This is a genomic window from Bradyrhizobium sp. LB14.3 (assembly GCF_040547985.1).
Taxonomy (GTDB): Bacteria; Pseudomonadota; Alphaproteobacteria; order Rhizobiales; family Xanthobacteraceae; genus Bradyrhizobium.
This window is the reverse complement of record NZ_JBEPQT010000003.1, coordinates 96,303-114,872: the sequence shown is the minus strand read 5'-3', so window position 1 is coordinate 114,872 and position 18,570 is coordinate 96,303. Positions and strand designations below refer to the sequence as shown.

Here is an 18,570-nt window from a genome sequence, read left to right as displayed (position 1 = left end):
TGACGCCAAAGCCGGCTGTTGGGTCCGTTACATTTGCACCACCTCGTGGCGCATCACGAACGGTGCAAGCAGTGCGTGCACCTCGCTCGCAACCGCCTCGCGCTGATCAGCCGGCAGGCCCGCCAGCGTAACCGTGGCGATCGAGCCGTGGCTGCCGTGAGCGCCGACCCTGACCTTGCAGTCGATGCCGCGCTCGGCGAGCGGTGTCAGCACCTTCGTGAACACGCGCCGGGCTGCGTCCCAGCGCAGTTGCGGCTTGAATACCTTGCCGACGCCGGTGACAGGCATCGGGTCGATCGGAATGACCTGCACCGGAACGGCGGCGCGCTCCGGCGTGCGCTCGCGCACCCATGTCTCCAACTCGCCCGGTTCGACAGTCGCACCCGGCTTCAGCTGCACGTAACCCACCGGCAATTCGCCGGCATAGGCGTCGGGCTGACCGACCACCGCGGCAAAGCCGACGGCGGGATGCCGGAACATGATCTCCTCGATCGGCGCCGGATCGATGTTGTGGCCGCCGCGGATCACGAGATCCTTGGCGCGGCCGGTGATCCAGAGATAGCCGTCGGCATCGAGCCGGCCGAGATCGCCGGAATTGACCCAGACCTCGTCGACGAAGGCGCCCTTGTTGTGCTCGTCGTTGAGATAGCCGCCGAACACGCCGGGCCCGGCCATGATGACGACACCGATCTCGTCCGGCGCGCAGTCGCGGATCAGCCGGCCGTCGGCATCGAGTTGCACGATGCGGACCCGCGCGTAAGGCATGGGAAGGCCGACCGAGCCGAGCCGGATCGGCCGCGACGGATAGGCCAGCGTGTGCACGCTCGAGGTCTCGGTCATGCCGTAGACCTCCACGACCGGCAGCTTGAGCTTGTCCTGGATTGCAGACCCCACCGCGACCGGGATCGCCGAGCCGCCGCCGGCGGCATATCTCAGGCTGGAGATGTCGGCATTGCCGGGCGGCACCGCGAGCGTCGCGGCGAGCACCGTCGGCACGCTCGACAGCGCCTCCGGCTTGAAGCGCTCGACCAGTTGCCAGATGTTCTTCACCGCATTCGGATTGCGCCATCCGCTCGGCGACAGCACGACCAGCGATCCGCCGGCGGACAGCGTCAGCAGCACCTGGGTCAGCGAACCCCCGACATGAAACAGCGGCATGCCGAACAGCATGTTGGCGCCGGGCTTGGACTTCAGCAGCAGATTGAGCGCCCAGGCCTGATAGACCTGGTTGGCATGGGTGTGCCGCACCAGCTTTGGCGTTCCGGTGGTGCCTCCCGTGTGGAAATAGGCCGCGATGTCGCTGCCGAGAATCTTGCGCCCGCTGATAAGCCGGTCCGACGGCTGCAGCTTGATCAGATCGCTGAAGGCAAAGATTCCCTTCGCCGGATCGCCGCCGCCGAACACCTGCACGACCGCCTTGAGATGTTTGAGTCGTGGGCGGATCTGTTCGACCTTCTGCCAGATGTCAGTGCCGGGCATCGGCCCCAGCGCCACCAGAATTTTCGTGTTCGCTGCCTCCAGGATCTCCGCGATCTGGTGCGGCTCCAAGAGCGGATTGACGGGGTTGGCGATGCCTGCGGCCTCCGCGCCGAACAGTGTCACGAAGGCGTCAGGTACCAGCGGCAGCATGAAGCTGATGACGTCGCCCTTCTCGACGCCGAGCGCGTGAAACATGTTGGCGGCCTGCGTGACGCGCGCGATGAAATCGCGGTATGTCACAACGACAGGCGTGTCGGCGGGATCGGCATTTTGCAGGAACTGGATCGCCGGCCCGTCGGGGTTGCCCGCCGCACCCAGCCTGATCGCGTCGTAGGTGCTCTCGGCCGCGACGCGATCGGCGTAAGGGACCTGCTCGAAGGCTCGAACCTCGGCGTCGGTTGCCAGGTCCGGATAGTCGCTGCCGATGAGCCGATCGAGCGCGTGGATGCCCGCCATGGAATTCCGTCCTCCCTCAGATGCATTCCCCGCGCCCTGTCTTTTGACTTTTTGGGTCGAGGAGGCCTCGACCGATGACCGGTCGAGCACGGACAGAATGATGGATGATTTGGCGTTCGTCCATGACCTAACGTCGCCTACGATCGGGCTCAGACCTTTGAACCTGCGGGCCAGATCCGGGGACCAAGAATTGGCGTCGGACCAGCATGCCAGCGCCCTGCCGCAAGACTTGAGGTGATCATGACTACGCCCCTGCGGGATTGCGCCACTCGGCCCTTCATCGCGCTCGCCATGACACTTGCGATCATGGCATCGGCGATCGCCCTGCCCCGCGCGGCACTCGCCGAGGACGGCCAGTTCGACAAGATGCGCGCCAAGATCGCGGCCTTCGTCGCCGACAAGATGGAGAAGCTCGGCGGGTCGCGCATCATCTACAAGGTGGACACCGATGGCCTGCGCGAGAGCGTCGTCACGGATTTGCGCGACGACGTCTACAAGAACCTGCGCGAGGGCCGGATCGCCTTCTCCGGTCTTGCGATCCGCGACGGCGGCGTCGAGTTGAAGATCGCCGACGCCAAGGGCCGCGAGCAGCTCGCGCGCAAGCTCGCGTCAGCCGCAGAGGGATTGCCGTCGTATGCACTCGCCGTGACCGACGGCGGCGACGGAATGGTCAGGCTCGCGCCGACCGATGCCGCGTCCTCCGCGCGGCTGCACGAGTTCGTCGAAGATGCCATCGCCATGATCGAGCAGCGTCTGAAGGAGGCCGGCGTCCAGCTCGCCAGCGTCCAGCCCGACGGGACCGATCGCATCCGCATCTTCCTGCCCGGTGTGATGGAGCCCGAGCGCGTCACCGCGGTCTTCGCCCGAAAGGTCAAGGTCGGCTTCCGCCTGATCGACCTCTCGATGCCGCCGGAGCAGGCGCAATCCGGCGCGCCGCCGGCAGGCACGGAAGTCCTGCCCGGCTTCAAGGACAAGAGCCTTTATCTGGTCGCCAAGGACAGCGTGCTCGACGGCGACGACATCAGCTATGCAGGCCCGGGTTTTGCAAGCGGCACGAAGGACCCGATCGCCTCGTTCCGCTTCAACGGCCGCGGTACGCGGCGCTTTGCCCACGTCACCGAAGAGAACATCGGAAAGCCCTTCGCCATCGTGCTCGACGGCAAGGTGATCTCCGCCCCCGTGATCCGCGAGCCCATCACCGGCGGTTCGGGCCAGATCTCCGGCAATTTCACCCTGGAGGAAGCGAACAGCGTCGCCATGATGCTGCGCGCCGGTTCGCTGCCGGGGCACCTAGGCCTGGTCGAGCAGCAGGTCGTGCAGCCCGCCGCCAAGCCCTAGGGCTGGGATCGCCCACGCCCCCGCCCCGTCGGGCGCCGAGGTCCACCACGCCGAGGCTCGTACCCCGTGGGCCCGAATCACGGGGGCGCCACGGCCAAACAGGCAATTGCCGAAACCACCGATCCCGCTAAAATTTGCCTCTTGCGGCATGACGGCCGAAGGCTTCATTCAAGTGGTCGTCATTCGATTTCGGCTATACGGGTCGAGAATACCGACCAGGACTGAAGGCCTTACGCGGGGATAGTACCATGCCGTCCGGCAGCGCAGACATTTCGTCGATCCTCGACCGCATTCTCGATGCGGCGACGGATAACCTGAAGATCGCGAAGATCCTGGTCCAGATGGGCCTCGATCCGAACAACGTCACCTACGACGCGATTTTCAATCGGATGCTGGAGATCTTCGTCCACAACATCACGCTGGCCAATATGTTCGCGGCGATCGGCGCCGGTTTCTTCGTCGCCACCCTCCTGATGCGGACGATGGTGCCGCTGCGCGTCGCCAACATGGTCGGTTGCGCGTTCTTCGCCGTTTTCGGCGCGCTCTCAGCCAACGTCTCGACCTTCCTGCTCTATCTGCTGCTGCTTCCGATCAACGCCGTGCGGCTGCGGCAGATGCTCAAGCTCGTCAAGAAGGCGCGCCATGCGGCCGAAGGCGACATGTCGATCGAATGGCTCAAGCCGTTCATGACCGAACGCAAATACCGCCGTGGCGACACGCTCTTCAAACTAGGCGATCCAGCTAAGGACATGCTCCTGACCGTCACCGGCAAGTTCCTGGTCAAGGAGATCAATATCGAGATCATGCCGGGCGCGCTGATGGGAGAGCTCGGCTTCCTGACGCCGGGCAACCGGCGCACCGGAACGATCGAATGCATCGAAGACGGGCAGGTGCTGACGATTACCTACGACCGATTGCTCGAGATCTACTTCCAGGATCCGCAGTTCGGCTACTACTTCCTGGTGCTGACCAGCCAGCGCCTGCTGCAAAACATCGATCGGTTGCAGAAGCAGCTGGCCACGGAGCGGGCCGCCACCACGAACAGGATCGCGTGATCGATTGCGCGTCGCCGTTCAGTTCAAGAGCAACGCCATGCCCGGATCGCCCTTCTCCATCGCACGCCGATAGCCCGCCCGCGCGCTGATGCGGCCGAGATATTTGACCACGTTCGGACAGCGCGACAGGTCATAGGGCTGGAAGTAGCGCATCGTGGTGAGCGAGAAAGCTGTCATGATATCGGCGGTCGTGAAAGCGCTGCCCGCAAGGTATTCGGTCTCGCGAAGCCTTGCGTCGAGAAGATCGTAGGCCCGATCGAGACGCCCCTTCATCGCGAGCAGGGTCGGATTGTCCTTGGCGAGATCGAGCCGGCTCAGGATCATCATCCGCCCCATGCCGGGTTGCAGGGTGCCATTGGCGAAATGAAGCCAATACAGAAACTGAGCGAAGGCGGGATCAGTGGGACCGAGCACGAGTCGGCCGTTGCCATATTTTGCAACGACGTAGTCGACGACCGCACCGGATTCCGCGAGCACCAGCTCGCCGTCGGTGATGACCGGCGCCGTGCCAGCCGGATGCAGCGCCTTGTACTCGGCAGGAGCCAGCATGGTGACGGGATCGCGCGTATAGCGCTTCAGCTCGTAGGGAATCCCCAGTTCCTCGCACAGCCAGACAATACGCTCGGACTGCGACTTGCCGAGATGATGGACGGTGAGCATGGGGCCTCCTGAAGAGATGAAGCAGAACGTGGGATGTGCCACGAGAACGCACAGGTGTGGTTGCGATTACGCCTCGTCCGTCACCATCCGCGCCACGACGCGGTCGCGGCGGATGAAGTGGTGCCAGAGGGCCGCGATCATGTGAACCGCGATCAAGGCGAGCAGGACATAGGCGAAGAGGATGTGGCGGTCCTCATAGACGCCCGCCGCCGCGCGGTCGGGCGTGGTGAATTGCGGCACGTGAAACAGGCCGAAGAAGTCCGAATAGTCAGGCGCGTGCGCACCGGAATGGGCCCAGCCGAGCATGGTGACGACGACGACGGCGAGGTAGAGCGCGCCGTGGCTGACATGGGCCGCGATCTTCTGCCAGCGCGAGGTCTCGGCCGGCAGGGCCGGCGTCGGGTTGACGAGGCGCCACACCAGGCGCAGCACGGTGAGCAGCAGGATCACATAACCGATATCGGCGTGAATTGAGCGGTAGAAGAAGCGGTCGGGACGCGCCGGGATGTGGTTCATCCACCAGCCGAAGCCGATCATGCCGATGATGGTCAGCGCCAAAATCCAGTGCAGCCACCGGGAAACGCTGCCCCAGCCGTGACTGGTGTTTCTGATCATGTCGGCTCTCCGGAGTTTTGCGGGCCTGGACCTGTCCGCACCGCAGTACGGCAGCTGATAGCGGGAACACGCGGCAATCGCGAAATTGAATCGTTCCAAATTGGTCCCAAACGCCCCTGCCGCAAAACCGCCCCAAAAACCGAATGGTAACCATGGCGGGCTAAGGTAACGACGTGATCAATTCCCCGACGATCCTGGTGTTCGATTCCGGCCTTGGTGGGCTCACGGTGCTGCGTGAGGTCGTGGCCGCATGCCCGGACGCGCATTACGTCTACGTCGCCGACGACGCCTTCTTCCCCTACGGCCACCACAGCGAGGACCGGATCATCGCCCGCGTGGTGCCGCTGATGGGGGAATTGATCTGCAAGCACGATCCTGACCTCGTCGTCATCGCCTGCAACACGGCGTCCACCCTGGTCCTATCTCACTTACGCGCCGCTTATTCCCTGCCCTTCGTCGGCACCGTGCCGGCGATCAAGCCGGCCTGCGCGCAGTCGAAGACCCGGCGCGTCTCCGTGCTCGGTACCAAGGGTACGGTGAAGCGCGAATACACCAAGGCGCTGATCCGCGATTTCGCGCTGGGTTGTGAGGTGACGCTGGTCGGCTCCCCCGAACTGGCCTCGCTGGCTGAAGCCGAACTCAGTGGCACCCCGATCAGTGACGGCGACATCCTCGCCGAGCTTACCCCCTGCTTCGTCGGCGATGCCGCGGATGCGGACGCACGCACCGACATAGTCGTGCTCGCCTGCACGCATTATCCGCTGCTGCTCGACCGGATGAAAAAGCTCGCGCCCTGGCCGGTCGACTGGATCGATCCGGCGCCCGCGATCGCCCGCCGCGTCTCGGATCTACTCGGCCCGCAGATCGGCGGCATCGCGCAATCCGGTGCCGAGATGATCTTCACCTCGAATCGCGTACATGGCCTCAGCGCCACGCTGACGCCATTCTTCGGCGGCCGCGCATTGGCCTGACTTTCCGCGGACACGGCACGCTGCTAGGCTTCGCCGTCATCATCCCTCCGCAGGTCATCTCATGTCGATCCCCGCAATGCCGCTCAATCGCCTCCGCCAATTGTGGCGCGAGGGTCGTCCCGCGTTCGGCGCGATCGCGACGATCCCGAGCGTGCAGACCGTGCAGATCATGGCCCGGTCGCTCGACTGGATCATCGTCGATCTCGAGCATGGTCCGATTGGACTGACCGAGGCGCATGCGATGATCGCGGCAACGACCGGCACGCCATGCACACCATTGGTGCGGATCGCGGCCAACGAGCCGTGGCTGGCGAAAGCACCGATGGACATCGGCGCCTTCGGCATCAATTTCCCGATGATCACCAATCGCGCCGATGCCGAGAAAGCGGTCCGCAGTGTGCGCTATCCGCCGCGCGGCGATCGTCTCTGGGGTCCGTTCCACGCTCCGTTCCGCTGGGGCCAGTCGATGCCGGACTACATGGCCTCAGCCGATGACGAGATGATCTGCATGATCACCATCGAGCATGTCGACGCCGTCAACCGCATCGACGAGATCATGGCGACGCCAGGCATCGATGTTGCGGTGATCGGCCCCGGCGATCTCGCCACGTCCATCAACAAGCGCGGGCAGATGGACGATCCCGAGCTGCTGGAGTTGGTCGCCCGCGCGGAAGCCGGCATCCTCAGAAGCGGCGTGCCGATCGGTGGCGTGGCGCGTACCGCAGACCAGGCCAACCAGCTGATCGACCGCGGCTACCGCGCGATCGCGCTCGGCTTCGACTGGTCGCTATTCCAGCGCGGCATCATGGCGGCGTTCGATGGGATCAAACGCTGAGCGCCGGGCTTGCCGGGAACTGCCGCGCTGCTAGGGTCGGCCGTTCCAGGGAGGAAACAATGCTCAAAAAGACTTTGCTCGCTCTTGCCTTCACCGGCCTTGCCGTTGCCGCCTTCGCCCAGCAGCCCGGCATCAAACGCACCCCACTCCAGAAGGTCGAATTTCCGGACGGCTACAACACCATCACCGCCATCGCGGAAGTCCCGGCGGGCGGCGCGGCCGGACGCCATACCCATCCGGGAATCGAGACCGGCTACGTGCTCGAAGGCGAGCTGAATCTTCTCATCGACGGTCAGCCGGAGAAAACCCTGAAAGCCGGTGATTCCTACCAGATCCCTGCAGGTGTCGTGCACGACGCCAAGGCTCATGGCGACAAGGCCATGAAAGTGCTTGGAGTTTACGTCGTCGACAAGACCAAGCCGCTGGCTTCGCCGGCGCCCTGATGCGGCGAACCGACCGGCCCCAGGCGGGTTGGTTCGTGCTAGAGCAGGCGGCGAGCGGGAATCCGCTCGCGGCACATTGTCTAATCTGCGGGAACCGAAAGAGCGATGCGCGGGAAAGCAAAGACCATTTCGCTGCCGCGCCGCCTGATTGTCGATCTCATGCGCGCCTCGATCGGCGTGCCGTTCGTATCGCTCTCCCGCTCGCTCAATATCCGCCCCCTGCTGGAGGCCCGCGCAGGCGCGATCGCGCCGGCCGGCTGGGCCGCGATGTTCGTCAAGGCCTTCGCTCTGGTGGCCAGGGACGAGCCGCTCCTGCGCACGGTTTACGCCAAATGGCCCTGGCCGACGCTCTATGAGCTGCCGAAGAGCGTAGCCTCGGTCGCCATCGCCCGGGTCGAGGACGGCGAGGAATGCGTGCTGTTGCAGCGGATCGCAGGCCCAGAGGCCATAGCCTTGGCCGAAATCGACGCCGAGATCCGGCGCGCCAAGACAGCCCCGATCGACGAAATCCCCATGTTCCGCAAGGTCATGCGGGCGACCCGTCTGCCGCTGCCGCTGCGGCGCCTGTCCTGGGCGATCGGGCTGAATTTCGGCCGGCAGCGCGGCAATTGGTTCGGCAGCTTCGCGGTGAGCTCGGTGGCCGCCTATGGCGGGGGCGAGCTTCACCCCATCACGCCCGGCCCTTTCATCGTCAGCTATGGGGTGGTCGGGGCTGACCAGAGCATCCATGTCGTGATCCGCTGGGATCACCGGGTGACCGACGCTGCCCCCATCGCCAGGGTCCTGACCCGGCTGGAACAGGTCCTGAACACTGAAATCGCTGCCGAATTGCGGGCAGCCGGCCCCAAGCCGATCCGGGCGGTCAGGACGTGATTCCAGGGCCATTCGCATTGACAGCGAGCCCCGAACTCCCCTAAAAGCCGCTTGCTCGCGGGCCGATTTCGGCCCGCGAAGCGTTTCGCGACCCGTGGTCCTTTCCCCCACGCTTTGGGGATCGGACCTGTCAGTGCCGGGCTAGCCCGGCACACAGGAGGGCGCGTTTCCTCAAATCATGAACCTACAGAGGACGCGATGACTAAGCGCAGTGAAGCCAAGTACAAGCTCGACCGCCGTATGGGCCAGAACATCTGGGGCCGCCCGAAGAGCCCCGTCAATCGCCGCGAGTACGGTCCCGGCCAGCACGGCCAGCGCCGCAAGGGCAAGCTCTCCGACTTCGGCGTGCAGCTGCGCGCCAAGCAGAAGCTGAAGGGCTACTACGCCAACATCTCCGAGCGCCAGTTCCACAGCATCTATGTCGAGGCCAGCCGCCTCAAGGGTGACACCGGCGAGAACCTGATCGGCCTGCTCGAGCGTCGTCTCGACGCGGTCGTGTACCGCGCCAAGTTCGTCTCGACGATCTTCGCCGCGCGCCAGTTCATCAACCACGGCCACGTCAAGGTGAACGGCCGCAAGGTCAACATCTCAAGCTATCAGGTCAAGATCAGCGACGTGATCGAGGTCAAGGAAGCCTCCAAGCAGCTCGCCCACGTCCTCGAAGCCAGCCAGCTCTCTGAGCGTGACACCCCGGACTATCTCGAGGTGGACCACAACAAGATGACCGCGAAATACGTGCGCATCCCGCACCTCTCCGACGTGCCGTTCCCGGTGCAGATGGAGCCGCATCTGGTCGTCGAATTCTATTCGCGCTGATAGTTCGGCAGATCAATTCCTCAAAGGCCCCGGTTTCCGGGGCCTTTTTGTTTGAGCCGGCCATTTCCATGTCCCAGGCCATATGTGCTAGGATTGCGCATTGCAGAGTTGAGCATGACGCGTCTTCTGGAAGAGGCCTTTAGCAAAGTGTCCGGCCTGCCTGATTCAGAGCAGGACGAATTGGCGCGGACCCTGCTTGAACTTGCTGGAGTCGATCAGCCTCCTCCGATCCAGCTGACGCCGGCGGAAGAGGCCGATCTCGCCGAGGCCGAAGCCGAAATCGCTCGCGGTGAGCTTGCCAGCGTCGACGAAATCCACGCGATGTGGGCTAAGCACGGGCTGTGAAGGTCCGCTACACGAAGCGGGCGCTCGTCCAAATCGACGAAGTTCTGACCTGCATCGAAGCGCGCTCGCCCCAAGGAGCAGACCACGTGCGTGACCGCGTTATAGCGCTCATCGCACTGCTTCAGGATCACCCCTATGCAGGGCGACCGACCACCCGTGCATACGTCCGTCGCTTGCCGGGCAACCCTTAACCGTATTTGATCGATTATCGTGTGACTGCGACAGAAGTCGTGATCATGCGGTTTCGTCACGCCGCCCGGCGTCCACCCAGAACTCGTTGACCGCGAGTGAGTGCAATTCCCTCAGGGAGCAAGTTGATGCTCTATACCCCTCCCCCCATCGATCCCAAGGCACCGCCGGTGCGCATCAATCTGCTCTCGGACACGCAGACCAAGCCAACGGCTGCGATGCGCGAGGCGATGGCGCGCGCCGAAGTCGGCGACGAGCAGGTCGGCGACGATCCGACCGTGAATGCGCTGTGCGAGCGCGTCGCCGAGCTGCTCGGCAAGGAAGCCGCGGTCTACATGCCATCAGGCACGATGTGCAACGTCACCGCGACGCTGGTGCATTGCCGTCCCGGTGACGAGATCCTCGCCCATGAGAGCGCGCACATCATCGCGCGCGAAGGTGGCGCACATGCCGCGATCGGCGGCTTCCAGGTCACGCAATTGAAGGGACCCGACGGCCAGTTCACGCCGGAGACATTCCGCAAGGCACTGCACCCGCGCACGCGCTACCAGCCGCCGCAGACCGTGGTCAGCGTCGAGCAGACCGCCAATATCGGCGGCGGCACGATCTGGAAGAAGGCCGCGCTCGACGAGATCGTCGCGATCGCCAAACAACACGGCCTCGTCACCCACATGGACGGCGCGCGCCTGCTCAATGCCACCGTGGCGAGCGGCATCTCCCCGCGCGACATGACGGCGGGGTGGGATTCGGCCTGGATCGACTTCTCGAAGGGCCTGGGCGCGCCGATCGGCGGCGTACTCGCAGGCTCCCGCGCCTTCATCGACGCGGTGTGGCAGTGGAAGCAGCGCCTCGGTGGCTCAATGCGGCAGGCCGGAATCTGCGCGGCCGCGTGCATCTACGCACTCGACCATCACGTCGATCGTCTTGCCGACGACCACGCCAACGCGCGCGCACTCGCCCGCGGACTGTCGCAGATCCCCGGCGTCGAGGTCCAGGAGCCCGAGACCAATCTCGTGTTCTTCAAGCCCGACGGCGCCGGCATTGCCGGCGACAAGATGGTCGCGGCGCTCCGCCAGCGCGGCGTGACGCTTGCGATGATGGACGGCCGCATCCGCGCCTGCACCCATCTCGACGTCAATTCGAGCCAGATCGAGGAGATGATCGGCCACGTGCGCGAGATCGTGCGCGGGGCTTAAGTCCCGCGAACCGCCGCGATCACCGCCCCATCGCCTGATAGATCAGCGTCTTCAGCGCCAGTTGAATCCGGCCGCGCTGCGACGGGGTCTGCACCATGAATATCCCGAACAGATCGTCTTCGGGATCGATGAAGAAGAAGGTGCCGCCGACGCCGTCCCAGCGATATTCGCCAAGTGGCCAGGATGTACCGGGCGGCACCGACGTGCGCACCGCGAAGCCGAGGCCAAACCCAGAAGACCCGCCCGGATAATAGTTCTGGTCACGTGCGACCTTGGTCTCGGGCCCGATATGATCCGACGCCATCAGCGCGATGGTCTCGGGCTTGAGATAGCGCCGGCCGTCATAGGTGCCGCCATTCAGCAGCATCTGTGCGAAACGGGCATAGTCGCCGACTGTGCCGACCATGCCGCCGCCGCCCGATTCCCATTTCGCGGGCTGCCTGATGTCGCGGACCTGCGTCGTCGGATTGATGTTGCGATCCTCCGGCATCGGCTCGGCAATGCGCGGGAATTTGGCGGGATCGGCGACGAAGAAGGCCGTCTCGGTCATGCCGAGCGGATCGAGCAGCCGTTCCTTCTCGAACTGAAGCAGCGTCTTTCCCGCGATGACCTCGACGACGCGGCCGAGCACGTCGGTGGAATAGCCGTAGTCCCACACCGTGCCGGGCTGCTCGACCAGCGGCAGCGTGGCGATCTTGGCGACGAAGTCGGCATTGTTGAGATTGCTGTTGAAGAGATTGGCCTCGGCATAGAGTTCGCGCACCATGCCGCCGCCATGATAGCCGTAGGGCAGCCCGGAGGTGTGGCGCAGCAGGTCCTTGATCGTGACCGGACGATTGACCGGCTCCAGCACCAGCGCGACCTTGCCGTCTTCGGCCTTCTTCTCGACGCCGACCTTCATGCCGGCAAAGGCCGGAATGTATTTCGAGACGGGATCGTCGAGCTTGAGCTTGCCCTCCTCGACCAGCATCATCGCCATCACTGACGTGACCGGCTTCGACATCGAGTAGAGGCGGAAGATCGTGTCCGCGCTCATCGACATCTCGGTCGCGGCGTCGCGGACGCCGAAATTCTCGTAATAGACCGGCTTGCCGTGCTGCTGGAGCAGCAGGATGGCGCCGGGGATCTTGCCGGTCGCGATCTCGTTCCGGATGTAGGCGGAGACTTTTGCCAGGCCTTCGGGCGAGAGATTGTGCGCGGCGCGCTCGGAGCCTGCCTTCACACCAACGACGCCTAACACAAGGACGAGCGCCGCGATCAGCGCGCGGCGCCCGCGCATGTCAATTCTCCATTGCTTCATAGACCAGCTGCTTCAATGTCCGCTGCACGCGCTGGCGCTCGGTCGGGGTCTGCTCCAGCAGCACGAAGAACATGTCCTGCTTGGGATCGATCACGAAATAGCAGCCGGAGGCGCCGTCCCATTTCAATTCGCCGAGATCGCCGGGCGGCGGCGGTTTTGCGTTGCCGGGGTCGGTGCGCACCGCGAGTCCGAGGCCGAAGCCAAAACCGTCGCCGGGGAAGTAGAAATAATCGCGATCGACGCCCGATCTGGGGCCGATCTGATCGGTCACCATCAGCTTGAACGTCTCGGGCTTGAGGATGGTTTTGCCATCGAGGGTGCCGCCGTTGAGCAGCATCTGCGCGAAGCGCGCATAGTCCGCCATGGTGGAGACCATGCCGCCGCTGGCGGACTGCCACTTCTTGACGACGGTCGGATCGTTGATCCGGCCGACCCGGAAATCACTGTCATTCGACACCGGCTGCGCCAGCAGCTTCTGCTTCTCGGGATCGGTGACGAAGAAGCCGCTGTCGACCATGCCGAGCGGCACCAGCAGCTTCTCCCGCTCGATCTCGAGCAGCGGCTTTCCACTCGCGACCTCCATGACGCGCGCCAGGATGTCGGTGGAATGGCCGTACTGCCAGAGCGCGCCGGGCTGGTTGTGCAGCGGCAGCTTTGCGATGCGCTCGGCGAACTCGGCGAGGTCAAAATCGCCGGCATAGATATTGGCGTCGCGATAGGCTTTGCGGACCAGGCTGTCGCCGTAGAAGCCATAGGTGACGCCCGAGGTGTGCGTCATCAAATCGTGCACCGTCATCGGGCGGTTAGGTGGCACGAGTTCGAGCGACTTGGTGCCGTCCTCGGCCTTCTTCTCGACGCCGACCTTCACATTGGCAAAGGATGGAATGTATTTCGAGACCGGATCGTCGGGCTTGATCCTGCCGTCCTCGACCAATTGCATCGCGACAACAGAGGTGATCGCCTTGGTCATCGAGAACAGGCGGAAGATCGTCTTGTCGGTGATCGGCGCCTTGCTCGCCACGTCCTGCACGCCGAAGGCTTCGCGGAAAACCGGTTTGCCGCGCTGCTGGATCAGCACGGTTGCACCGGCGATCTTGCCGGTCGCGACCTCGTTCTTGAAGAACTCACTAATCTTGGCGAGCTTGTCCCGGTTGAAATGCGCGCCGGCCGGAATCTCGTAGGTGCCCTCCGCTCGCGCGAACGACATCGCGCCCAGCGACACCAGCGCGCCGCAGAGCAACGCACGCAGTCCAGACTGTAAGATCATATCCCCTCCCCGGAACATCGCGGGCGGAGTGTACTGACCGCGGCATCAGGCACAAGGGCTGCTGTGTCGCGCAACCGCCTCGGCGTGGAGCTTGGCGCTCGGCTCGGCGAAGCAGCAGAACACCACGCGAGCGACGGATGGTGCGGCCGCGAGCCCTTCGATCGTGGTGCGCACGGCAATATCGGCCGCCCGGTCGGCAGGAAAGCGGAAAATGCCGGTCGAAATCGCGGGAAATGCCACCGAGGTCAGCTTGTGCTTCCCGCACAGCTCCATCGAGCGGCGATAGCAGGAGGCGAGCAGATCATCCTCGCCGAGCGTACCGCCGTTCCAGACCGGCCCGACGGTATGGATCACATGGGCGGCCTTAAGCCGATAGCCCTTGGTGATCTTGGCATCGCCGGTCTTGCAGCCGTGAAGCATGCGGCATTCGGCGACCAGATCGGGCCCGGCCGCCCGATGGATGGCGCCGTCCACGCCGCCCCCGCCCAGGAGCGACGTGTTGGCCGCGTTGACGATTGCGTCAACGCTCAGTGTGGTGATGTCAGCAACGACAACCTCGAGTTCGGCGCCGCCAATCCGGCGCGTCAGCTCGGTCACGTATCAGGCTGCGACAGCGACGCCCTTTTCGGAGAACAGCTGCTGCAATTCACCTGCCTGGAACATCTCGCGGATGATGTCGCAGCCGCCGACGAACTCGCCCTTTACATAGAGCTGCGGAATGGTCGGCCAGTTCGAGTAGTCCTTGATACCGTTGCGCAGTTCGGCGGATTCGAGAACGTTGAGGCCCTTATAGCCGACGCCGATGTGGTCGAGGATCTGCACGACCTGGCCGGAGAACCCGCACTGCGGAAATTGCGGCGTACCCTTCATGAACAGAACCACGTCGTTCGACTTCACTTCGTTGGCGATGAATTCCTCGATGCTCATATCCGTGTCCTTATGGGGCTGAGCCCACTCCAATCGCTTCGGGCTGGCTCAGCCGATCTAACCCGATACCTGCCTATATATGTAGCCCAAACCGTTGTGCATCCAAAGTAAAATGGCGGCGACCGGCCCCCTGCGCCGACGGTCTGGGCAGCGCCGGCCCATTGCATGATGGCACGAATATCATCGCCGGGGAGGACTTTCATACCGTCACGGAGCCCCTATCTAGGACGAACCCCGCGTTTTGGAACCGGGCAGCGCCAACAACGTTCTCTTGTCCTGTCTGGAGAAAAACGTGACGAAACAAGCCTCCGCTACGGCCCCCGCCCCGCTTTCGTCACCGTCGGCCGATTTGGGCGGCCTTGCGCGGAATCTCGAAGACGCATTTCTCACCGTCCGCGACGAGACCGAGCGCCGGGCCTCGCCGCTGTCGCCCGAGGACCAGCAGATCCAGTCCATGCCGGATGCGAGCCCGACGAAATGGCACCGGGCGCACACCACCTGGTTCTGGGAGCAATTTCTGCTCGGCGAGCACTGTGCGAGTTACCGGCCCTTTCACCCTGACTTCGCCTTCCTGTTCAATTCCTATTACGTCAGCGCCGGTCCCCGCCATTCCCGCAATCATCGCGGCGACATCACCCGTCCCAGCGCTGATCAGGTCGGCGCCTACCGAAAATATGTCGACGCTGCGGTCGTAAAATTCTTCCGCGAGGCCGGCGAGGACAAGCTGCGCGAGATCGCACCGCTGGTCGAGGTCGGCCTCAACCACGAGCAGCAGCATCAGGAATTGATGTTCACCGACATCCTGCACGCCTTCGCGCAGAACCCGATCCCGCCGGCCTACGACCCGGACTGGCGCTTCCCGACCGCGACGCCGGCCGGTGAGGATTGGCTGACGCTGAACGAAGGCATCCACACCATCGGTCATGTCGACGATAGTTTCCATTTCGACAACGAAAAGCCGGCGCATCGCGCCCTCGTCGGCCCGGTCAAGGTCGCACGCAATCTCGTCACCAATGGCGAATGGCTCGCCTTCATGCGCGCCGGCGGCTATCGGACCGCAACGCTGTGGCTGATGGACGGTTTTGCGGCCGTCAACAACGAGGGCTGGGACGCTCCCGGCCATTGGCGCGAGATCGACGGCCAATGGCATGTGATGACGCTGGCCGGCCTCAAGCCGGTCGATCCCACCGCGCCGGTCTGCCACGTCAGCTATTACGAGGCCGATGCGTTTGCGCGCTGGGCCGGAAAACATCTGCCGACCGAGATGGAATGGGAAGTCGCGGCCCGCGCCAGCCAGCTCAACGATGCCTTCGGCATCGTCTGGCAGTGGACGCGATCGTCCTACTCACCCTACCCCGGGTATCGCGCTATCGAAGGCGCGCTCGGCGAGTACAACGGCAAGTTCATGGTCAACCAGCTGGTGCTGCGCGGCTCCTCGCTTGCAACCCCGGAGGGGCACAGCCGTATCACCTATCGCAACTTCTTCTATCCGCACCACCGCTGGCAGTTCACGGGATTGCGGCTCGCCGACTACGAATAACAATTATCCGACGACAACCGCGCGCCGGACAGCGCGTTCAGGAGAGTATCATGAATGTGCACGCCAGCGCTTTGGCTGAAGCCCATCTTCCCGACGCTCAGACCACTGCCTTCGCCCGCGAGGCCATCGGGGACCTCTCGCAGCAGCCGAAAAGGCTGTCGCCGAAATATTTCTATGATGCGGCCGGATCTGAACTGTTCGAGGCAATCACACGCCTGCCGGAATATTACCCGACGCGCACGGAGCTTGCGATCCTGAAAGAGCGCGGCAGCGAAATCGCGAAAATCATTCCGGAGCACGCGGCGCTGGTCGAGTTCGGCGCGGGCGCGACCACAAAAGTCCGCCTGCTGCTCAACCATTGCAAATTCGCGGCCTATGTGCCCGTCGACATCTCCGGCGACTTCCTGAAGGCGCAGGCGAACGGCCTGAAGCGGGATTTTCCGTCACTCGGCATCCACCCGGTGGCGGCCGACTTCACCACGCCGTTTGAGCTTCCCAAGGCGGTGGCATCCATGCCCAAGGTCGGCTTCTTCCCGGGCTCGACCATCGGCAATTTCGAGCCGCATGAAGCGCAGGCCTTCTTGAAGAGCGCGCGAGCTATTCTGGGCCGGGGCGCGCAGATGATCATCGGCGCCGATCTCGAAAAGGAAGAGCGCGTGCTTCACGACGCGTATAACGACGCGGCCGGCGTCACCGCGCGCTTCAACCTCAATGTGCTGGTGCGCATCAACCGCGAACTCGGCGGCAATTTCGATCTCTCCGCCTTCACCCATCGCGCGATTTACAATCGCGAGCGGCACCGCATCGAGATGCACCTGATCAGCAAGAAGAGCCAGACCGTGCGCCTGCTCGGTACCAGCTTCTCGTTCCGTGCGGGCGAGAGCATCCACACCGAGAACAGCTACAAATACAGCCTCGACCGCTTCGCTGCGCTGGCGCAAGGCGCAGGCTGGCAAGTGCGCGAGAGCTGGACGGATACGGCGAAGATGTTCTCGGTGCACGCGCTGGAGGCGGCGGAGTAAGCGCTCCGGCGACAACGGCGCCGGCTCAATGCTCTTGGGCCTCTTCCGGGGTGGATCGCAGCGACACCGATTCCCATACTGCCACGACGATCATGATCACCGTGGTCGCGACCGAAAGCCAGAGCGGCGAGAGATCGGTGGCAAACCAGCTCAACCCCAGCAGCAGGACGATGCCGATGCCGTGCGAGAGCTGGAGGAAGCCGCGGATGGCGTGCTTGAACAGGATGGTGCCGACCAGAAACACCAGCGGCCCGCCGAGCGTGCTGACGATGGTCCGGATGTCGGAATGGCCGGTGGGATGCTTCAGCACCAGTTCGTCCGCCACCGCGGTCAGGATGATGCCGGCGACGATCGGCATGTGCAGATAGGTATAGCCAAGCCGCGCCAGCCGGCCGGATTCGGCGGTCTTCGATATCCGCTCGGAGCCGGCCTCCGCGCCCTTGTGGAAATAGATCCACCACATCGCGATGCTGCCGACCAGCGCCGAGACGAAGGCGAGGAGGTTGTCGGCGGTCCAGTCCAGCTCGGCGAAGGTCGCGCCGTTGACGACGACGGCTTCACCGAGCGCGATGATGATGAAGCCGGCGAAGCGCTCGGCCATGTGACCGCCTTCGACGGCCCAGGCCTCGACCGACGAGAATCCCAGCCTGGGGACCCAGAATCGGACCGCGGGTGAGACATATTCGATCGTGAGTGCCACGATCCAGAACCACAGCCTCTCCTCCTCGTGCACCAGACCGCCGAGGATCCAGAAGATCGCGGAAGCGGAGAGCCAGACCAGGATGCGGATCGCGTTGTGCCGAACGGCGGTGCGATGGCGCGGGGTCGCGAACAGCCAGAAGGCCGTGCGTCCGACCTGCATCGCTGCGTAGGCGATCGCGAACCACAGGCCGCGTCCCTCAAAAGCGGTCGGGATCGTCGTCGACAGCACGAGGCCGCCGAGCATCATCGAGAAAAGCATGACGCGGACCGGGGTCAGCTCGGGGTTGAGCCAGTTGGTGACCCAGGCGGTGTAGACCCACACCCACCACACCGCGAGAAACAGCATCGTCACGTGCAGCCCGCCCAGCGGCGTGAAATGGTGCAGCAGCGTGTGCGAGACCTGCGTGATCGCGAAAACGAAGACGAGGTCGAAGAACAGCTCGGCATTGGTGACGCGGCTGTGCTGGTTCGGCAGGATGACGCGAAACATCGCGCCGCGAGGATTGTCCGCAGCCATCGTCATCCCCCGTCACACGATCAA

Annotated in this window: 19 protein-coding genes; 11 read left to right on the top strand and 8 right to left on the bottom strand. The window is 64.0% G+C overall.

Annotated elements, in window-relative coordinates:
- Positions 1-27: 27 nt before the first annotated feature.
- Positions 28-1,935 (bottom strand): acyl-CoA synthetase, encoded by a 1,908-nt coding sequence (locus ABIB00_RS07755; protein ID WP_354103938.1) that lies wholly within the window; start codon positions 1,933-1,935, stop codon positions 28-30.
- A gap of 240 nt (positions 1,936-2,175) precedes the next feature.
- Between ABIB00_RS07755 and ABIB00_RS07750 the strand changes: the two genes are divergently transcribed.
- Together ABIB00_RS07750 and ABIB00_RS07745 are read left to right on the top strand one after the other, a co-directional pair.
- Positions 2,176-3,273, top strand: coding sequence for a SecDF P1 head subdomain-containing protein (locus ABIB00_RS07750; protein ID WP_354046300.1), 1,098 nt, complete (start codon positions 2,176-2,178; stop codon positions 3,271-3,273).
- A gap of 248 nt (positions 3,274-3,521) precedes the next feature.
- The gene (locus ABIB00_RS07745; RefSeq protein WP_354046298.1) at positions 3,522-4,328 is read left to right on the top strand and encodes a Crp/Fnr family transcriptional regulator; all 807 of its coding nucleotides are present in this window, start codon (positions 3,522-3,524) and stop codon (positions 4,326-4,328) included.
- Between the two features lie 18 nt (positions 4,329-4,346).
- On the opposite strand, the gene ABIB00_RS07740 is transcribed toward ABIB00_RS07745, so the two are convergent.
- Positions 4,347-4,988: a glutathione S-transferase family protein gene (locus tag ABIB00_RS07740; protein WP_354046296.1), complete on the bottom strand. Its 642-nt coding sequence runs from the start codon at positions 4,986-4,988 to the stop codon at positions 4,347-4,349.
- 66 nt (positions 4,989-5,054) lie between these two features.
- The gene (locus ABIB00_RS07735) at positions 5,055-5,603 is read right to left on the bottom strand and encodes a cytochrome b (RefSeq protein WP_354046294.1); all 549 of its coding nucleotides are present in this window, start codon (positions 5,601-5,603) and stop codon (positions 5,055-5,057) included.
- A 173-nt stretch (positions 5,604-5,776) separates the two neighbouring features.
- Between ABIB00_RS07735 and murI the strand changes: the two genes are divergently transcribed.
- The 7 genes from murI (at position 5,777) to ABIB00_RS07700 (ending at position 11,271) form a co-directional block, all read left to right on the top strand.
- Positions 5,777-6,574 (top strand): glutamate racemase, encoded by a 798-nt coding sequence (gene murI / locus ABIB00_RS07730; protein ID WP_354046292.1) that lies wholly within the window; start codon positions 5,777-5,779, stop codon positions 6,572-6,574.
- 61 nt (positions 6,575-6,635) lie between these two features.
- Positions 6,636-7,409, top strand: coding sequence for an HpcH/HpaI aldolase family protein (locus ABIB00_RS07725; protein WP_354046290.1), 774 nt, complete (start codon positions 6,636-6,638; stop codon positions 7,407-7,409).
- 59 nt (positions 7,410-7,468) lie between these two features.
- Positions 7,469-7,852 (top strand): cupin domain-containing protein, encoded by a 384-nt coding sequence (locus ABIB00_RS07720; protein WP_027518835.1) that lies wholly within the window; start codon positions 7,469-7,471, stop codon positions 7,850-7,852.
- A 105-nt stretch (positions 7,853-7,957) separates the two neighbouring features.
- On the top strand, positions 7,958-8,725 hold the full coding sequence (locus ABIB00_RS07715; protein ID WP_354046288.1) for an acyltransferase: 768 nt from the start codon (positions 7,958-7,960) through the stop codon (positions 8,723-8,725).
- 198 nt (positions 8,726-8,923) lie between these two features.
- Positions 8,924-9,541 carry a 30S ribosomal protein S4 gene (gene rpsD / locus ABIB00_RS07710; protein WP_247339107.1) on the top strand — a complete coding sequence of 206 codons (618 nt, stop codon included), beginning with the start codon at positions 8,924-8,926 and terminating at the stop codon, positions 9,539-9,541.
- Between the two features lie 114 nt (positions 9,542-9,655).
- The gene (locus tag ABIB00_RS07705) at positions 9,656-9,886 is read left to right on the top strand and encodes a hypothetical protein (protein WP_247444532.1); all 231 of its coding nucleotides are present in this window, start codon (positions 9,656-9,658) and stop codon (positions 9,884-9,886) included.
- Between the two features lie 317 nt (positions 9,887-10,203).
- Complete coding sequence (locus tag ABIB00_RS07700; RefSeq protein ID WP_354103937.1) at positions 10,204-11,271, top strand: threonine aldolase family protein; 1,068 nt, start codon at positions 10,204-10,206, stop codon at positions 11,269-11,271.
- Positions 11,272-11,290: 19 nt separating this feature from the next.
- Here the strand turns inward: ABIB00_RS07700 and ABIB00_RS07695 are convergent, their stop codons facing one another.
- From ABIB00_RS07695 to grxD, 4 genes are read right to left on the bottom strand one after another with little or no spacing between them, the layout of a single operon-like run.
- Positions 11,291-12,550: a serine hydrolase domain-containing protein gene (locus ABIB00_RS07695; protein ID WP_354103936.1), complete on the bottom strand. Its 1,260-nt coding sequence runs from the start codon at positions 12,548-12,550 to the stop codon at positions 11,291-11,293.
- Between the two features lies 1 nt (position 12,551).
- On the bottom strand, positions 12,552-13,838 hold the full coding sequence (locus tag ABIB00_RS07690; RefSeq protein WP_354103935.1) for a serine hydrolase domain-containing protein: 1,287 nt from the start codon (positions 13,836-13,838) through the stop codon (positions 12,552-12,554).
- A 45-nt stretch (positions 13,839-13,883) separates the two neighbouring features.
- On the bottom strand, positions 13,884-14,435 hold the full coding sequence (locus tag ABIB00_RS07685) for an O-acetyl-ADP-ribose deacetylase (RefSeq protein ID WP_354103934.1): 552 nt from the start codon (positions 14,433-14,435) through the stop codon (positions 13,884-13,886).
- Positions 14,436-14,438: 3 nt separating this feature from the next.
- A complete protein-coding gene (gene grxD / locus ABIB00_RS07680; RefSeq protein ID WP_354103933.1) occupies positions 14,439-14,765 on the bottom strand; it encodes a Grx4 family monothiol glutaredoxin in 327 nt (108 codons plus the stop codon).
- Between the two features lie 241 nt (positions 14,766-15,006).
- Here grxD and egtB point away from each other — a divergent pair, with 241 nt between their 5' ends.
- Together egtB and egtD are read left to right on the top strand one after the other, a co-directional pair.
- Positions 15,007-16,305, top strand: coding sequence for an ergothioneine biosynthesis protein EgtB (gene egtB / locus ABIB00_RS07675; protein WP_354103932.1), 1,299 nt, complete (start codon positions 15,007-15,009; stop codon positions 16,303-16,305).
- Between the two features lie 50 nt (positions 16,306-16,355).
- Entirely contained in the window at positions 16,356-17,327 is a 972-nt protein-coding gene (gene egtD / locus ABIB00_RS07670; protein WP_354103931.1) for an L-histidine N(alpha)-methyltransferase, read from the top strand.
- A 25-nt stretch (positions 17,328-17,352) separates the two neighbouring features.
- On the opposite strand, the gene ABIB00_RS07665 is transcribed toward egtD, so the two are convergent.
- Positions 17,353-18,546 carry a low temperature requirement protein A gene (locus ABIB00_RS07665; RefSeq protein WP_354103930.1) on the bottom strand — a complete coding sequence of 398 codons (1,194 nt, stop codon included), beginning with the start codon at positions 18,544-18,546 and terminating at the stop codon, positions 17,353-17,355.
- Between the last annotated feature and the right edge of the window lie 24 nt (positions 18,547-18,570).

Excerpts from the sequence above, each read along its gene's own strand:
- ABIB00_RS07755 (WP_354103938.1), bottom strand. The coding sequence starts at position 1,935 with ATGGCGGGCATCCACGCGCTCGATCGGCTCATCGGCAGCGACTATCCG.
- ABIB00_RS07750 (WP_354046300.1), top strand. The coding sequence starts at position 2,176 with ATGACTACGCCCCTGCGGGATTGCGCCACTCGGCCCTTCATCGCGCTC.
- ABIB00_RS07745 (WP_354046298.1), top strand. The coding sequence starts at position 3,522 with ATGCCGTCCGGCAGCGCAGACATTTCGTCGATCCTCGACCGCATTCTC.
- ABIB00_RS07740 (WP_354046296.1), bottom strand. The coding sequence starts at position 4,988 with ATGCTCACCGTCCATCATCTCGGCAAGTCGCAGTCCGAGCGTATTGTC.
- ABIB00_RS07735 (WP_354046294.1), bottom strand. The coding sequence starts at position 5,603 with ATGATCAGAAACACCAGTCACGGCTGGGGCAGCGTTTCCCGGTGGCTG.
- ABIB00_RS07725 (WP_354046290.1), top strand. The coding sequence starts at position 6,636 with ATGTCGATCCCCGCAATGCCGCTCAATCGCCTCCGCCAATTGTGGCGC.
- ABIB00_RS07720 (WP_027518835.1), top strand. The coding sequence starts at position 7,469 with ATGCTCAAAAAGACTTTGCTCGCTCTTGCCTTCACCGGCCTTGCCGTT.
- ABIB00_RS07715 (WP_354046288.1), top strand. The coding sequence starts at position 7,958 with ATGCGCGGGAAAGCAAAGACCATTTCGCTGCCGCGCCGCCTGATTGTC.
- rpsD (WP_247339107.1), top strand. The coding sequence starts at position 8,924 with ATGACTAAGCGCAGTGAAGCCAAGTACAAGCTCGACCGCCGTATGGGC.
- ABIB00_RS07705 (WP_247444532.1), top strand. The coding sequence starts at position 9,656 with ATGACGCGTCTTCTGGAAGAGGCCTTTAGCAAAGTGTCCGGCCTGCCT.
- ABIB00_RS07700 (WP_354103937.1), top strand. The coding sequence starts at position 10,204 with ATGCTCTATACCCCTCCCCCCATCGATCCCAAGGCACCGCCGGTGCGC.
- ABIB00_RS07695 (WP_354103936.1), bottom strand. The coding sequence starts at position 12,550 with ATGCGCGGGCGCCGCGCGCTGATCGCGGCGCTCGTCCTTGTGTTAGGC.
- ABIB00_RS07690 (WP_354103935.1), bottom strand. The coding sequence starts at position 13,838 with ATGATCTTACAGTCTGGACTGCGTGCGTTGCTCTGCGGCGCGCTGGTG.
- grxD (WP_354103933.1), bottom strand. The coding sequence starts at position 14,765 with ATGAGCATCGAGGAATTCATCGCCAACGAAGTGAAGTCGAACGACGTG.
- egtD (WP_354103931.1), top strand. The coding sequence starts at position 16,356 with ATGAATGTGCACGCCAGCGCTTTGGCTGAAGCCCATCTTCCCGACGCT.
- ABIB00_RS07665 (WP_354103930.1), bottom strand. The coding sequence starts at position 18,546 with ATGGCTGCGGACAATCCTCGCGGCGCGATGTTTCGCGTCATCCTGCCG.